Consider the following 15,688-nt stretch of genomic DNA (forward strand, 5'->3'; position numbering starts at 1 on the left):
CCGGCGATCCGCCGGATCGCCGGACCAGGGGCCGCGTGGCGCCGTCGCCCGATGATGGCACCCGCGCGCCGCGCGCCGCAGCGGCGGTCGCAATGCGGGTCCCTGACCCGCCCCGTGGGGATCCGTGCCGTTTCGTGTGATGTCGGTGCGACCGCCTAGGGTGTGGGACGTGACCACGACCGTCCCGTACACGCCGCACCCGCTGCCGGGTGCCGCGCGCCCCGCGCCGGGGCCGGCGGCCGACGAGGGCCTGGCCCGCAGGCTGAAGGCCCTGGCCTGCACCGCGCCGCTGCACGACCTCGACGCGCGCAAGGCCAACCTGGCCGGCGAGTACTCGGTGTACGCGATGGCCGAGATCGCGCTCGCGGCCATCGACCTGGTCACCCTCAACATGGACTTCGACACCGGAGCCGACCACGACCAGATAGTGGCCAGGCTGCTGCCGCGGGTCGCCGCCCAGGCCCCCGCCCGGGCGCACACCGAGCACGAGCGGGTGGCCCGCTGGGTGCTGGAGAACCTGATCAACGTCGGCAGCGCCGACCGCGGATTCCGCATGGTCTACGGCACGTTCGGCGCGGACGGCGCCTACGTCCGCCGTGACTACGACTTCAAGCTGATCGAGGAGGTGCCCGGCCCCGGCGGCAGCGTCTACCTGCGGACGACCGACGAGGCGGTCAACGTCCTGGTCGGCGCGCTGGACACCGACGTCACCAGCGCCCAGATCGCCGCCGAGGTCAAGCTGGAGGTGCTGATCAGCCGCGGCCGGCTGGCGGACGCCCAACTCGCCGCCGAACAGGCGCGGTACCGCACCGTGCAGTACGCCGAGACGCTGCGCCGCACCCTGGAGGCCACCCGGCGCAACGTGCGCGCGGTCGACTGGCTGCGCCAGGTTCCGGACATGATCGCCGAGGCCCTCGACCACGTCGCCGACCGCTACCGCCACGAGAACGCGATCCTGACCAACATCCGCAAGGCGCGCGACGAGGCCGAGGACCCCGAGCACAAGCGGCGGGCCGCCGAACTCGTCGACATCGTCAAGGACTGCATCCGCCGCCACACCCAGCTCCAGTCCCGCCTCCTGGAGGCCGGGCCGCTGTTCCGGGCCGAGCAGGACCGGCAGGCGTTCGCCGCGCCCCCGGCCCGCGCCGGACTCGATCTGTACGGGCAGCTCGTCGCCCCCCTGCTGCCGCTGCCGGTCGAGCGGGCCTCACGCGTCACCGACGCGTTCTTCGCGCGCGGCACCGGACTGCGCACCCCGGCCGCGGTCCGCGTCGGCGACCTCGTCGAGCTGCTGCTGACGCCGCCCGTCGAGCGCGAGCACCTCGGCGCCGAGATGCCCGAACCCGACCTGGTGGCCACGCCCGACGACTCCCGCTTCTCCGACGAGCAGCTGGAGTCCGCGCTGGAGCTGCTGGACCTGCCGGCCGACGCGCCGCGCCGGCTGTCCGGCCTGCTGGCCGAGGCCCGGCGCCGCGACCCCGACCTGCCCTACCTCGTCGCGCTGCTCGCCATCCACGCCGCGTCCCCGCCGGTCGGCACCGCGCACCGCCAGGGCGAACCCCAGCTGCTGTTCGCCGTCGACGACGGCACGCCGCTGGACGACCCGGACTTCGGCGGCGCCGACCTCATCGTCGGCACCGCGCGGCTGACCGCCGCGGTCGCCTCATGACGGCCGCCACGCCGGGGCACCGCGCGGGACCGGGAGCCCGCCCGGTCCCGCGGGCCGCGGAGCGCACCCGGGCGCACGGTCGCGGCGGACAGCGCGCCGCAGTCAGCAGCAGCCCGCCGCAACCGGCGGGCCGGAACGAGGAGTACAGGACGTGAGTGAGGTGCGAGAGGAGGCGGTCGACGCCCGGGAGCCCGAGGGCACGAGATCCGCACCGACCGCGGGCGACGTGGCGGACGCCGCGCGCCTGGTCGGGTTCGGGCTGCAGCCCCGACTGCTGCCCGCGCGCGACGCCGAATACGCGGAGCTGATCCGGCGCCACCGCGAGGACCCCGGGTTCGCCCGTCTCGCCGACGCGGTCGCCGCCGGGCTCGGGCTGATCGTGCTGGAGGTGTCGCCGCGCGCGGGCATGGCCGTCGCCGCGGCCGAGGACTCGGTCTTCGCCGTGCGCATGGGCGACTACGCCCGCCGCGCCGCCTCCGACACCGGCGACCGGTTCCTGCACGGTCTGGCCCACCTGGCCGCCGCGGCCCTCGCCTTCCCGCGCCCCGAGGACCTCGCCGACGACGGCTACATCGGCCGGATCACCGTCAACGGCGTGGACGCCTTCGTCCGGCAGGCCTGCCGCCGCCTGGAGGAGCGCGCCGACGAGGCCGGCGAGAACACCGACCCGGCCAGCGACGCGCCCGGCCTGGAGGCCGCCTGGCGGGTGTACGTGCGGCGCAGCGCGACCGGCGCCACCAAGGACGCGCGCAGGCTGGCCAGTTCGACCACCGGCATCATCGGCAAGGCGGTCGCCTTCCTGGTCGAGTCCGGGTTCCTGCAGCGCACCGGTGACGAGCACGGCGGCACCTACCGGACCACCGCCCGGTACCAGTTGCAGGTGCGCGACATGGCGAGCAGCGCGGCCATGGCCGAACTGCTGGACCTGGGCGTCGTCCCCGTCACCGACGGCACGGCCACCCTGGCCCCGGCCGCCGACGACGACGTGCTGGCCGCGGATGCCGGACTGCCGTTCCACACGGCGTCCTGACCGTCCCCGTCCCCCGTGACCGTCCTCCCGACCGGGCTCACGGCCGGGCTCCGGGCCATCACCCCCGGGCCCACCGTCCCGACCGCCCGTCGGGTCATGTCCTCCTGATCGCCCCGACCGACCCCCGACCGACCCCGACCGACCTCTTCCGACCACGAGAGTCCCGCATGTACGAGCTTTCCCGAGTCCGCCTGTACTCCATCGGGCCCGCGGGCGCGCGGTACGCCGACACCGTGCTGGACCTGCGGGGCGTCGGCGACGTGGTGCCCCAGCCCGCGCCCGCGCAGGGCGAGTTCTTCGCCGAGGAACCGGCCGGGCCGCCGCGCCGCCCGGCCCCGGCGGGCGTGCTGTTCCTGGAGAACGGCGGCGGCAAGTCCGTGCTGCTGAAACTCATCTTCTCCGTCATGCTGCCCGGCCACCGCAACACCCTCGGGGGCGCCAGCTCGGGCGTGCTCAGGAAGTTCCTGCTCGCGGAGGACTGCGGGCACGTCGCCCTGGAGTGGCAGCACACCCTCACCGGTGAGCTGGTGGTCGTCGGGAAGGTCAGCGAGTGGCGCGGCCGCCAGATCTCCTCCGACCCGCGGAAGTTCGCCGAGGCCTGGTACTCCTTCCGGCCCGGACCAGGTCTCAGCCTGGACTCCCTCCCCGTCGCCGAGGCCACCGCGGTCCGGCCGGTTGCCGAGGGGACGTCCGCGGCCCGCGGCCGGCGCCGCACCATGAAGGGGTTCCGGGACGCCGTCACCGAGGCGGCCAAGGCCTACCCGCACCTGGACGTGGTGTGGGAGGAGATCCACGACCGCTGGAACGAGCACCTCGGCGACCTCGGCCTCGACCCCGAACTCTTCCGCTACCAGCGGGAGATGAACGCCGACGAGGGCGAGGCGGCCGGGCTCTTCGCGGTCAAGAAGGACTCCGACTTCACCGACCTGCTGCTGCGCGCGGTCACCGACACCCGGGACACCGACGGCCTGGCCGACCTCGTGCACGGCTTCGCGGGCAAGCTCGGCCGCCGCGCCGAACTGACCGCGGAACGCGACTTCACCGCGGGCTCGCTGGACCTGCTGGAACGCATCGTCGAGAGCACCGCGGCCCGCGACCGGGCCCGCGCCGTCCACGCGCAGTCCGAGCGCCGCACCCGCGCCCTGGCCCACCGGCTGTCGGCCCGCGCCCGGCAGGAGCGCGCCCGGGCCGGTGAACTCGCCCAGGACATGGCCCAGGCCGCCCACGCCGTCACCGACGCCGAGCAGGCCCGCGGCGGCAGCGCCGGAATCGCCGCCGAACTCGCCTACCGGCACGCCTCGCTTGCGCTCGCCGCCGCCGACAAGGGCGCCACGGCGCTGCGCCGCGAACTGAGCGACGCCCGCACCCTGCACGCCGCGTGGCAGGCCGCGGAGATCGTGCTGCGCCACCGCGCCGCCGGCGACCGGCTGGCCCGCGTCTCCGAGGCCATCCGGGAGGCCGAGCGGGACGCCGCTCCGGCGCTCGCCGCCCGCACCCAGGCGGCCACCGCCCTGGTCCGCGCCCTCCACGCGGCGGCCGGCCGCGCCGAGCAGCAGGCGGACGAGGAGGAGGAGCGGTCGGCCGTTCTCCAGGGGCAGTCCGAGACCGCCCACCGCGACGCGACGGCGGCCGCCACCGAGGCGGAGCGTGCCCGCACCGAGATCGGGCACCTCGGCCAGCGCCTCGCCGAGGTCGAGCAGGAGACCGCCGAGGCGGTGCGGGCCGGGTGGCTCGACGACTCCGCGCCCGACGCCGACCCGGCGCGGGCGGCCCTCGCGGCCGCCGACGCCGAGCAGACCGCCGACGCCCTCGCGCGCGGCGCGGCCGAGGCCGCCACCGCCACCGCGGCGCGTGCCCGGGACACCGCGTCGGCGGAGGCCCGCGCCGAACTCGCCGCCGCCCGGGCCGCCGACGCCCTGGGCACGGCTGAGGCCGCGCACAGCGCCGCGACGGTCGCGGCCGGCGCGCTCGCGTCGGACCCGCGGCTGTCCGCCCTGCTCGGCCTCCCGGCGACGTTCACCGGCACGGCCGCGGCGGTCCCCGCGGTCCTCGCGATCCCCGCGTCCCGCAGCGGATCGCCCCGGGCCGGCGCCCGCGTCCCGTCGGACACCGGCGCGGCGGAGGCGAACTCCGGCTGCCACGGCGGTCCGGAGGCACCGGGCCGTTCCGGCGGGCCGGGCGGAACCACCGAGGCCGGCGCGGACGACGGCGTGCAGCCGGGCGGGGAGACCGCCGCCGGTGGCCGCGAGGGCTCGCCCGCCCGCGAGGCGCTCGCCGCCGCCCCGGGCGACGGCACGGCGCTGACGCCCGCCGAACTCGACCGGTTCGCCGAGCAGCTCCGGGAGTTGCTGGACGACTCGGTGGGAGCGGCCGAACGCCACCTGTTCGAGCTGCGCACCGCCGCGGCGGACGACGCCCGCATCCTCGGCGCGCTCGGCGACGGCGGTCTGCTGCCGCCCGGCCCCGACGTCCTGGCCACCGTCGAGTTCCTCGGTGAGCACGGCATTCCCGCGCTGCCCGGCTGGCGGTACCTCGCCCAGGCCGTTGACCCGGTGGACCACGCCGTCGTGCTGGCCACCCGGCCCGAACTCGTGGACGGCGTGGTGGTCACCGACCCGGGCAGCTACCGGCGCGCCAAGGAGGTCCTGGAACAGGCCGCGCTGCTGCCGCGCTCCACGGTCGCCGTCGGCACCGCCGCCGCTCTGCTGGCCCCGCCGCCCGGTGGGGCCGCCGGCCCCGACGTCTTCCTGGTGCCGCCCAACCCGGCGATGCACGACGAGGTCGCCGCCGACGGCGAACGGCAGGAGCTGCGCGCCCGCGCCACCGCGCGGGAGGAGGAGATCCGCGCACTGGCCGCCCGGCTGGCGAACGACCGGACCCTGCTGGCCCGGCTCGCGTCGTGGCGTTCCACCTGCCCGGAGGGCCGGCTGGCGGAACTGGCCGCGGAGGTCGCCGCGGCCCGCGACGCCGCCGAACGCACCCGCACCGCCCTCGCCGGGATCCGTGCCGAGCGCGCCGAGGCGGAGGCCGCCGCCGCGGCCGCCGCCGCCGAGAACGACACCCGCCGCGGCGCGGCCGAGCAGGCGCGACGCCGGGCCGACGCCCTCGCCGGGCTGGCCCACCGCCTGCGCGAGCGCGCCAACTGGCAGCGCAGGAGCCGGGAACTGGCCGCCGACGCGGCCGAGGCCGAGGCCCGGGCGGAGGCGTGCCTGACCCTGGCCCGCGCCGCCGACGAGGACCGCCGCGCCGCCCAGCGCGCCTCCGACGACGCCCGGCGCACTGCGCGGGTGCTGCGCGCCGAGCGCTCCGAGATCGCCGGCGCCCCCGAGGACGCCCCGGAGGCCGCGAACGCGTCCCCGTCGGCGCCGCAGTCGCTGCCCGCCCTGCGCGAGGCCTACCGGGCGGCCTCGCAGGTGTACGAGAAGGTCGGGGTCGGCGCCGACCTGCGGGCCGAACAGGCCCGCGCGGAGAGCATCGAGAGCGCCGCCCTCACCGAACTGGAGCGCCTGACCAACAAGGTGCGGAGCCGCGCCGCCCAGCTCCTGGAAGGACCCGACGGCGCCGACGGCCCGTCCCGGCAGGCCGCCGCCGCCCGCGCCGAACAACTCGTGCAGACCCTGGAGTCGCGGCAGTCCGCGGCGAGCGAGCAGCTGGGCCGGCTGCGCGGCGAGGCCGAGCGCCTCGCGCCCGAGGGCGGCGACGCACACGCCGAGCTGCCCGAGGAGCTCACCCCGCGCGACGCCGAGCACGCCCAGCAGCTGCTGCGCGCCGCCAACGCCGAACTCTCCGCGCGCACCGAGGCCCTGGAACAGGCCCGGGCCGCGCACGCCGACGTGGTGCGCGACCACCGCGCCGCCGAGGACGCGGCCGGCGGCTTCGACGAACTCGCGGCGCTGCTCCGCGACCTGCTCAGGGACACCGGGCAGCAGGCCGACGACGAGACCCCCGAGCCGTACCCGGGCAGCCCCGGCGAGGCGCGGCAGGAGGCCGCCGAGGCCCGCCGGAGCCTGCGCGGCTGCGCCGCCGACCTGTCCGCCGCCGAGGGGCAGGTGCGCGAGGCCTCGGACGTGCTGGTGCGGCACGCCAACGCCGTCCGCTACGAGCAGGTCCGCACGCCCGCCCGGCAGCAGATCAGGGAGCTGCCGGGGGCCGCGCTGCCCGACCACGCGGCGGCCTGGGCGGCGGCCTTCGCCCCGCGGCTGCGGGTGCTGACCGACGAGCTCGGGCAGCTCGAACGCAACCGGGACAGCATCGTGGACCGGCTGCGCGGGCTGGTGGAGTCCTCCCTGGCCACGTTGCGCTCCGCCCAGCGGCTGTCCCGGCTGCCCGAGGGCCTGGGGGAGTGGTCGGGGCAGGAGTTCCTGCGGATCCGGTTCGAGGACCCCGACCAGGCGGTGCTCACCGAACGGCTGGGCGAGGTGATCGACGAGGCGACCCGGGCGGCGGTGCGCAAGAACTCCGACCTGCGGCGGGACGGGATGACGCTGCTGCTGCGCGGAGTGGCGGCGGGGCTGGAGCCGCGCGGTGTGGCGGTGGAGATCCTCAAGCCGGACGCCGTGCTGCGAGCCGAGCGGGTGCCGGTCGGGCAGATGGGTGACGTGTTCTCCGGCGGCCAGCTGCTCACCGCCGCGATCGCCCTGTACTGCACGATGGCCGCGCTGCGCAGCAACGACCGCGGCCGGGACCGGCAGCGGCACGCCGGGACGCTGTTCCTGGACAACCCGATCGGCCGCGCCAACGCCACCTATCTCCTGGAGTTGCAGCGCGCGGTGGCCGACGCCCTGGGCGTGCAGCTCATCTACACCACCGGTCTGTTCGACACGACCGCGCTCGCCGAGTTCCCGCTGGTGGTGCGGCTGCGCAACGACGCGGACCTGCGCGCGGGGCTGAAGTACATCAGCGTCGAGGAGCATCTGCGGCCGGGTCTGCCCGTGCCGGACCCGCACGGCGAGCCGGTGCACGGCGAGATCACCGCCACCCGGATGTTCCGCCGCCCGGCGGATGTCCCAGCCGATGCACCAGCCGATCTCCCAGCCGATGCACCAGCCGATGTCGCGGCCCATCCCGGCGGCCGCGGAGGCCTGACCTGACGGCCGCCGAGGCCTGACCCGGCGGCCGCCCGGCCACCTCGGCCCGGGCGGCCGCCGCGGTGATCCGCCGGGCGCCTACACGCCGTGCGCCCGGGGGATCCGCGGCCGGCCGGACGCCGGCTCCCGGCCCGACCGCCGCGCGGCGCGCCGCTTTCTGCGGCGCTCCCTGCGCAGCGCCCGAGCGGCGCTGCTGGGGCTGGACACCACGCCGTTGCGCTGGTTCCACACCTGGCGGGTGACCCATACGTCCAGCACCGCCCAGGTGGCGACGACGCAGACGAAGACCGTGAAGAGCAGCATGGGTGCGGAGAGCCAGGAGTGCCCGAGAGCCAGCAGGACGTCGACGGTTGCCGTGATCAGCGCCAGCGCCGCGACGAGGAGGGCCCGTACCGCCGCTGCGCGCACCGGATCGGGCATCCTCGGGGTACCGACGGGCTCGTACTCCCACACCGAGGGGCGTTCGTACTCCATGGAACGTGACTGCCCCGAATTTCCGTGTCCATTCCGTGCCAACGTGCCGGTACGTTTCGGTTCAGACCGTCTCAACTCCGTAGTCGCCCTTTCGAGTTACCACTGTGGCAGTAGTAGGCTCACGCCGTTTAAACGCGACAGACGAACCCCGTTCGGGGGAAACGTTGGGGAGGCCATGCGCTTTCGCGGTACGACGATCCGCCGGAAGATCGTGGCGCTGCTGCTCATCCCACTGGTGTCACTGACCGCCATCTGGGCATTCGCCGCCACACTGACCGGCCGCGCGGTGTTCGGGCGCCCGGACATCCAGCGGGTGGTCGACCAAGTCGGCTACCCGACGAACGAGGTCGTGAGCGGACTCGAGCAGGAGCGCCGGGTGGCGATGGTCTATGTGGCCAACACCCGTGACTCGCAGGCGCGCATCGCCTACAACAAGCAGGAACAGACGACCGACGCGGCGATCGCCAAGCTCCGCACGCAGATCGCGGCCTCCGGCATCCGCAAGGATCTCAACAGCCGTGCCGCCGAGCGGCTGGACGTCTTCCTGAACACCGTCGAGGGTCTCACGTCGCTGCGGCAGCGCATCGACAACGCCCGAATCACCCGCAACGACACGTACGACGCGTACAATGCGCTCGTCGATCCGGCCTGGGGCTTCTTCGACGAGATGCTGCCGCTGAGCGACTCCACGCTCGACAGCCAGCGCCGCGCGGTCATCAACCTCAACCGGGCCCGCGAGGACCTCAGCCGCCAGGACGCGCTGATGGCCGCCGCGATCAGCACCGGCCACATGACCGCGACCGAACTGACCTCCTTCACCTTCGCGGTGGCCCAGGAGCGCAACGACTACGACGACAACCTGCCGGTCCTCGACAGCGGCGTGCGCGAACCGTACGACACGTACTGGCGGGGCAGCGAGGGCAAGAACCTGCGCGGCACGCAGAACGCCGTGGTCGCCGCCGGGGCCGGCGACGCCCCGCTCGTGGCCAGCCAGAAGCAGTGGCAGACCGTCTCCGCCGGCGCCTTCGACGACCTCGGGCGGATCGACGCCACCGCCACGGCCGCGTTCTACAAGAAGTCCCGGACACTGCCCAGGACGCTGCTGGCCGAGACGGGCGTGACCGCGGGCCTCGGCCTGATCGCGGTGATCGCCACGCTGATCGTGTCCGTCCGCATCGGCCGCAGCCTGATCCGCGACCTGACCGGGCTGCGCCGCGAGGCCCAGGAGGTCTCCGGCACCCGTCTGCCGCGCGTGATGCGGCGGCTGGCGGCCGGCGAGCAGGTGGACATCGAGACCGAGGTGCCGCGACTGCAGTACGCCGACGACGAGATCGGCCAGGTCGGCAAGGCGCTCAACACCCTGCAGCGGGCCGCGGTCGAGGCCGCCGTGCGCCAGGCCGACATGCGCAAGGGCGTCTCCGACGTCTTCGTCAACCTGGCCCGGCGCAGCCAGGTCCTGCTGCACCGGCAGCTGACCCTGCTCGACGCCATGGAACGGCGCACCGAGAAGTCCGACGAGCTCGCCGACCTCTTCCGCCTGGACCACATGACCACCCGTATGCGGCGGCACGCCGAGGGCCTGGTCATCCTGTCCGGCGCGGCGCCCTCCCGGCAGTGGCGCAAGCCCGTGCAGCTGATGGACGTCGTGCGCGCCGCCGTCGCCGAGGTCGAGGACTACGAGCGGGTCGAGGTGCGCCGCCTGCCGCGGCTGGCCGTCACCGGCGCGGCGGTCGCCGACCTCACCCACCTGCTCGCCGAACTCATCGAGAACGCCGCCGTGTTCAGCCCGCCGCACACCCAGGTGCGGCTGCACGGCGAACCGGTGGCCAACGGGTTCGTGCTGGAGATCGACGACCGCGGCCTCGGCCTGACGCCGGACGCGCTGCTCGAGGCCAACCTGCGGCTCGCCGAGACACCGGAGTTCGAGCTCTCCGACACCGACCGCCTCGGCCTGTTCGTGGTCAGCCGGCTGGCCCAGCGGCACGGCGTGCGCGTCTCGCTGCGCCAGTCCCCGTACGGCGGCACCACCGCGGTCGTGCTCATCCCGGCGGTGCTGCTCACCGAGACCGGCGACGACACCGGCTCCACCCGGATCGAGGACCTCGCGGAGTCCGGGGCCGAGGAGACCGCGGGCGCCACCGAGCACACCTTCCGCCAGTGGGGCATGGACGGTGTGGGCGGCGAGTCGCAGAAGGAGCACGTGGCGCACCCCGACGAGCCGGCCGCCCTCCCCGAGGAGGACCCGGAGCTCGACGACCCGCTGCCGCTGCCCAAGCGCCGCCCGCGCCGCGGCGCCCCCGTGCTCGTCGCGGACAACGGCCGCCAGGTCGGGCCGGCGAGCGTCCCGCGCGAGCCGCAGGCCCCCGAGGACTCCGCCGCGCCGCCGACCGTGCCGCGGCAGCACCGGCCGGAGCCGGTGTCGCCGGTGCAGTCCGTGGCCCCCGTCCAGCCCCTCCCGCCGGCCTCCGCGGGCCGCGCGGCGGGTCCGGGCCGCGGGGAGAGCGGCGAAGGGTCCGCGCTGCCCCGCCGCGTCCGCCAGGCGAACCTGGCACCCCAACTGCGCGAAGTCCCGAGCGACTCCGGACAGAACCCGGAAGGCGGCGGCAGCCGCGAACGCTCCGCGGACGAGGTGCGCGACCGGATGGCGGCCCTCCAGCGCGGCTGGCAGCGAGGCCGTCGGACGGCGGACGCCGAGCCCGCACCAGGACAGGCGCCCGGCCCCGGCCCGCATCCCGGGACCGGCGGCCTTCCGCCGACACCAGTACCGCGAACGACACCGGAGGGGAACGGTCGATGACCGCACCATCGAGCCCTGCACGCGAGCTGAACTGGCTCCTTGACGATCTGGTCACCCGGGTGGCCAGCATCCGCAAGGCCCTGGTCCTCTCCGGGGACGGTCTGGCCATCGGTAACTCCGAGGGGCTGACCCGGGAGGACTCCGAGCACCTGGCCGCCGTGGCCTCCGGGTTCCACAGCCTGGCCAAGGGCGTCGGACGGCACTTCGGCGCCGGCGGCGTCCGGCAGACCATGGTCGAACTCGACGAGGCCTTCCTGTTCGTGACCGCGGCCGGCGACGGCAGTTGCCTGGCCGTGCTCACGGACGCCGAGTCCGACGTCGGCCAGGTCGCCTACGAGATGGCTCTCCTGGTCAAGCGGGTAGGAGCCCATCTGGGCTCCGCCCCGCGGCACGACGGCGGCACGCTGCTCAGCGGCTGACCGATGAGTGGGCGCTACATGACGGGGTGACGGGGAATGACTTCAGAGTCGGACCGATGGTACGACGACGCGGCGGGGCCGGTGGTGCGGCCCTACGCGATGACGCGCGGCCGGACCAGTCATGCGGCCGACGCGAAGATCGACCTGATCGCGCTGGTGGTGACCCGCCACGAGATCGGCGACGACGCGGCTCTGGACGACCACAGCCTGTCGCCCGAGCACCTCGACATCGTCGAGCGCTGCCAGCTCCAGGCCCTGTCCGTGGCCGAGCTGGCGGCGGACCTCGACCTGCCGGTCGGGGTCGTGCGGGTGCTCGTCGGCGACCTGCTGGAGGGGTCGCACGTGCAGATCCACAAGCCGGTGCCGCCCGCCGAGCTGCCGGACGAGAGCATTCTGCGCGAGGTCATCGCCGGTCTCCGCGCGCTGTAGGTCCCAGCTGTAGGTCCCACCGGCGCCCCCGGGCACCGGCCCAGCATCAAGTCCCGTATGACCGCAGGGAAGTAGAGAAGAGACCATGGCCTTCGCGCGTTCCGACCGCCGTACGCCGCCCGCCGCGGAACCGGTGGCGCTCAAGCTGCTGGTCGCGGGCGGTTTCGGGGTGGGCAAGACCACGCTCGTCGGCGCCGTCAGCGAGATCCGCCCGCTGCGCACCGAGGAGGCGCTGAGCGAGCTGGGCCGCCCGGTCGACGACACCGAGGGCGTGGAGTCCAAGCGCACCACCACGGTGGCCATGGACTTCGGGCGGATCACGCTCAACGAGAACCTGGTGCTCTACCTGTTCGGCACGCCCGGGCAGGACCGCTTCTGGTTCCTGTGGGACGAGCTGGCCCAGGGCGCGCTGGGCGCCGTGGTGCTCGCCGACACCCGGCGGCTGGAGGACTGCTTCGCGGCGGTGGACTACTTCGAGCGCCGCGGCATCCCGTTCACCGTCGCCGTCAACTGCTTCGACGGCGCCCGGGTGCACGACCCGGAGAACGTCCGCGACGCGCTGGACCTGGACGAAGGGGTGCCCGTCGTGCTGTGCGACGCGCGCGACCGGGACTCCGCCAAGACCGTGCTGATCGCGGTCGTCGAGCACGCCGCCAAGGTCGCCGAGGACCGCAGGCAGCCCGCGGCGACCTGAGGTCGCCCGTCAGACCGTCGACCGGTCCGGCCCCCGGGCCGCCGCCGCCCCCTGCTCGTCCTCGTCCATCCACCCGAGGGTGCGCTCCACCGCCTTGCGCCAGCGCCGGTACTCCCGCTCCCGGGTGGCGGCGTCCATCCGCGGTGTCCACGTGGCGTCGGCCTCCCAGCGGCCGCGCAGGGCCTCCGGGCCGTCCCACACGCCGGTCGCGAGACCGGCCGCGCAGGCGGCGCCGAGGCTCGTCGTCTCGGCGACCACCGGCCGCGTCACCGGCACGCCCAGCACGTCCGCCTGGTGCTGCATCAGCAGCTCGTTGGCGGTCATGCCGCCGTCGACCTTCAGCGAGGTGAGCGGCACGCCGGAGTCCTGGAGCATGGCGTCCACGACCTCGCGGGTCTGCCAGCTCGTCGCCTCCAGGACCGCGCGCGCCAGGTGGGCGCGGGTGACATAGCCGGTCAGCCCGGTGATCACACCGCGGGCGTCGGCCCGCCAGTAGGGGGCGTACAGGCCGGAGAAGGCCGGCACGACGTAGGCGCCGCCGTTGTCCGGGACGCTCGCGGCGAGCGGCTCGATCTCCGCCGCGGTCCTGATCACGCCGAGCTGGTCGCGAAGCCACTGGACCAGGGCGCCGGTGATGGCGATCGACCCCTCCAGGCAGTACACCGGGCGGTCGGCGCCGAGCCGGTAGCCGACCGTGGTGAGCAGCCCGTTCTTGGACGGGACCGGGCGGTTGCCGGTGTTGAGCAGCAGGAAGCTGCCGGTGCCGTAGGTGTTCTTCGCCTCGCCGACGTCGAAGCAGGCCTGCCCGAAGAGGGCGGCCTGCTGGTCGCCGAGCGCGGCGGCGACCGGCACGCCCGCCAGCCGCCCGGTCGCGGTGCCGTACACCTCGGCCGAGGAGACGATGCGGGGGAGCACGGCCTCCGGGATGTCCATCGCGGCGAGGATCGCCGGGTCCCAGTCGAGGGTGTCCAGGTTCATCAGCAGGGTGCGTGAGGCGTTGCTGACGTCGGTGACGTGCACCCCGCCGGCGGCGCCGCCGGTCAGGTTCCAGACGAGCCAGGAGTCGACGGTGCCGAAGGCGATCTCGCCGAGCTCCGCCCGCCGGCGCAGACCCGGAACGTGGTCGAGCAGCCACGCCACCTTCGGCCCGGAGAAGTAGCTCGCGAGCGGCAGCCCGGTGGCCTCGCGGAAGCGGTCCTGGCCCTCGGCGCCGCCGAGTTCGGCGCACAGCGCCGCGGTCCTGGTGTCCTGCCAGACGACCGCGTTGTGCACCGGGCGGCCGGTGGCGCGGTCCCACAGCACCGTCGTCTCGCGCTGGTTGGTGATGCCCAGTGCGCTGAGGTCGCCGGGCCGCAGCCCGGCCCTGGCCAGCGCCCCCGCGGCGACCGCCTGGACCTTCGCCCAGATCTCGGTCGCGTCGTGCTCGACCCAGCCGGGCCTCGGGAGGATCTGGCGGTGCTCGCGGCGGTCCGAGGCGACGACGCGGCCGTGCGCGTCGAAGACGATGCAACGGGTGGACGTGGTGCCCTGGTCGATGGCGGCTACGTAACGCGGGTTCTGGTCGCTCATGTCGGCGCTCCCCCTGCCCGGTTCCTACGGGAGTTCGTGCGTCAGCCTCCGGTGTGTGCCGGAAGTGTTGTCCCGCGCCGACGGAGCGTCAAGGAGCCGGAGCGGGTCAGTCGTCCCGGACGCCGTTCTCCGCCAGCCACTTGGCGGCGGTCTCGGCCAGCTCCGCGTCGCGGCCGGCCAGCATCGTGGTGATCATCCTGACGTCGCCGCGCAGCGACCACGCCGGGTGCCCGAAGGTCGCGGGGTTGTTGCCCTCGATCAGGAAGTGCGCCGGCCAGGCGGTGCCGTAGCCGATCACCGGCAGGGCGGCCGCGTACTTCAGGCGGCCGCGGGCGAGGCCGTAGCCGGTCACCGCCAGGCCGGTCAGCGTGCCCGCCAGATGCACCCAGCGGGTCGCGGCCTTGGAGTGCATGGCCACGTAGTACGGCCAGAACTCCTCGAAGGAGGAGAAGGTCTGCTTGGTCATGTCCGCACCGTAGCGCCGGGCCTGGACGTTGTCAGGAGGTCGTGGTACGTTCTTCTCGTACTGAGAAAGACTCAGTTTGAGAACAACTGGCGGGGCACGACCGGCGGACGACCGGCCGCGAGCGTGATCGCCCGCCCGGCCAGGAGGAACGGGGGGACGACGTGACCGGACGGGGGCAGGAGGAGCGCGACTTCCTCGCGGCGTACGATCCGCGGGACTTCGCGCCGATCGCGGTCACCGTGGACGTGGTCGCGCTGACGCTGCGGGAGGGACGGCTGCACGTGCTGGCCGTGCGGCGCGGCGGGCCGCCGTTCGCGGGGGAGTGGGCGCTGCCCGGCGGCTTCGTGCGGGCCGGGCAGGAGTCGCTGGACGAGGCCGCGGCACGCGAACTCGCCGAGGAGACCGGCCTGGACGCCGCCGCGCTCGGCCGCGTCCACCTCGAACAGCTCGGCTCGTACGGGCGGCCGGACCGCGACCCGCGGATGCACGTGGTGTCCGTGGCCTACCTGGCCTTCGCCCCGCGACTGCCGGACGCCACCGCCGGCGGCGACGCCGCGGGCGCCGAGTGGCTGCCCGTCCCGGCGATCTCCCCGGCCGGGCAACCGTCATCGGCACCCTCGCGTCCCATCGGACAGGGTCGGCGGACCGGAACCCACGGGGGTGGTACCGGCCGCCGGCCTCTCCCTCCCGGGCCCGCCGGCACGCCGTTCGCGTTCGACCACGACCGCGTCCTCGCCGACGGCCTGGAGCGGGCGCGGGCCAAGATCGAGTACACCCCGCTCGCCACCGCCTTCCTCGGCGAGACCTTCACCATCAGCGATCTGCGGGCCGTCTACGAAGCCGTCTGGGGCACGCCCCTGCACGCGGGCAACTTCCACCGCAAGGTGCTGTCCGTCCCCGGCTTCGTGGAGTCCACCGGCGAGACCGGCACCCGCCCCGGCAGCCGCGGCGGGCCCCGCGCCCGCCTGTACCGGGCCGGGGACGCCCGCCGGCTGCACCCGGCGCTGCTGCGCCCGGACCGCGAGGCCGACGTGCGCTGAGCACCGCCCCGCAC

The 15,688-nt window shown here is 75.1% G+C and carries 11 protein-coding genes; 8 read left to right on the forward strand and 3 right to left on the reverse strand.

Translation table 11 applies throughout. The features are described from left to right. Positions 1-139 precede the first annotated feature (139 nt). From K7862_RS23855 to K7862_RS23865, 3 genes are all read left to right on the forward strand, one after another. Positions 140-1,669 carry a hypothetical protein gene (locus K7862_RS23855; RefSeq protein ID WP_262413686.1) on the forward strand — a complete coding sequence of 510 codons (1,530 nt, stop codon included), beginning with the start codon at positions 140-142 and terminating at the stop codon, positions 1,667-1,669. Positions 1,670-1,829: 160 nt separating this feature from the next. Next, positions 1,830-2,699, forward strand: a complete 870-nt coding sequence (locus tag K7862_RS23860) for a hypothetical protein (protein ID WP_372461643.1) — start codon at positions 1,830-1,832, stop codon at positions 2,697-2,699. A 167-nt stretch (positions 2,700-2,866) separates the two neighbouring features. After that, positions 2,867-7,789, forward strand: coding sequence for a hypothetical protein (locus K7862_RS23865; RefSeq protein ID WP_222965881.1), 4,923 nt, complete (start codon positions 2,867-2,869; stop codon positions 7,787-7,789). A 75-nt stretch (positions 7,790-7,864) separates the two neighbouring features. On the opposite strand, the gene K7862_RS23870 is transcribed toward K7862_RS23865, so the two are convergent. Then, a complete protein-coding gene (locus K7862_RS23870) occupies positions 7,865-8,260 on the reverse strand; it encodes a hypothetical protein (RefSeq protein WP_262413687.1) in 396 nt (131 codons plus the stop codon). 175 nt (positions 8,261-8,435) lie between these two features. Here K7862_RS23870 and K7862_RS23875 point away from each other — a divergent pair, with 175 nt between their 5' ends. The 4 genes from K7862_RS23875 to K7862_RS23890 all read left to right on the forward strand — a co-directional run bounded on the left by K7862_RS23875 (position 8,436) and on the right by K7862_RS23890 (position 12,599). Then, positions 8,436-11,057 (forward strand): nitrate- and nitrite sensing domain-containing protein, encoded by a 2,622-nt coding sequence (locus tag K7862_RS23875; protein ID WP_222965883.1) that lies wholly within the window; start codon positions 8,436-8,438, stop codon positions 11,055-11,057. Then, on the forward strand, positions 11,054-11,476 hold the full coding sequence (locus K7862_RS23880) for a roadblock/LC7 domain-containing protein (protein WP_222965885.1): 423 nt from the start codon (positions 11,054-11,056) through the stop codon (positions 11,474-11,476). Before K7862_RS23875 ends, K7862_RS23880 begins: the two co-directional genes overlap by 4 nt. Before the next feature lie 36 nt (positions 11,477-11,512). Continuing rightward, on the forward strand, positions 11,513-11,905 hold the full coding sequence (locus tag K7862_RS23885) for a DUF742 domain-containing protein (RefSeq protein WP_222965887.1): 393 nt from the start codon (positions 11,513-11,515) through the stop codon (positions 11,903-11,905). An 85-nt stretch (positions 11,906-11,990) separates the two neighbouring features. Continuing rightward, positions 11,991-12,599 carry a GTP-binding protein gene (locus tag K7862_RS23890; protein WP_222965889.1) on the forward strand — a complete coding sequence of 203 codons (609 nt, stop codon included), beginning with the start codon at positions 11,991-11,993 and terminating at the stop codon, positions 12,597-12,599. 9 nt (positions 12,600-12,608) lie between these two features. Here the strand turns inward: K7862_RS23890 and glpK are convergent, their stop codons facing one another. Next, on the reverse strand, positions 12,609-14,168 hold the full coding sequence (gene glpK, locus K7862_RS23895; RefSeq protein WP_222965891.1) for a glycerol kinase GlpK: 1,560 nt from the start codon (positions 14,166-14,168) through the stop codon (positions 12,609-12,611). Between the two features lie 106 nt (positions 14,169-14,274). After that, positions 14,275-14,634 carry an Mpo1-like protein gene (locus K7862_RS23900; RefSeq protein WP_222965893.1) on the reverse strand — a complete coding sequence of 120 codons (360 nt, stop codon included), beginning with the start codon at positions 14,632-14,634 and terminating at the stop codon, positions 14,275-14,277. Positions 14,635-14,795: 161 nt separating this feature from the next. Here K7862_RS23900 and K7862_RS23905 point away from each other — a divergent pair, with 161 nt between their 5' ends. Further along, positions 14,796-15,674, forward strand: coding sequence for an NUDIX hydrolase (locus K7862_RS23905; RefSeq protein WP_222965895.1), 879 nt, complete (start codon positions 14,796-14,798; stop codon positions 15,672-15,674). Positions 15,675-15,688: the final 14 nt, after the last annotated feature.

The sequence above is a fragment of the Actinacidiphila acidipaludis genome (assembly GCF_019890725.1).
Taxonomy (GTDB): domain Bacteria; phylum Actinomycetota; class Actinomycetes; order Streptomycetales; family Streptomycetaceae; genus Actinacidiphila; species Actinacidiphila acidipaludis.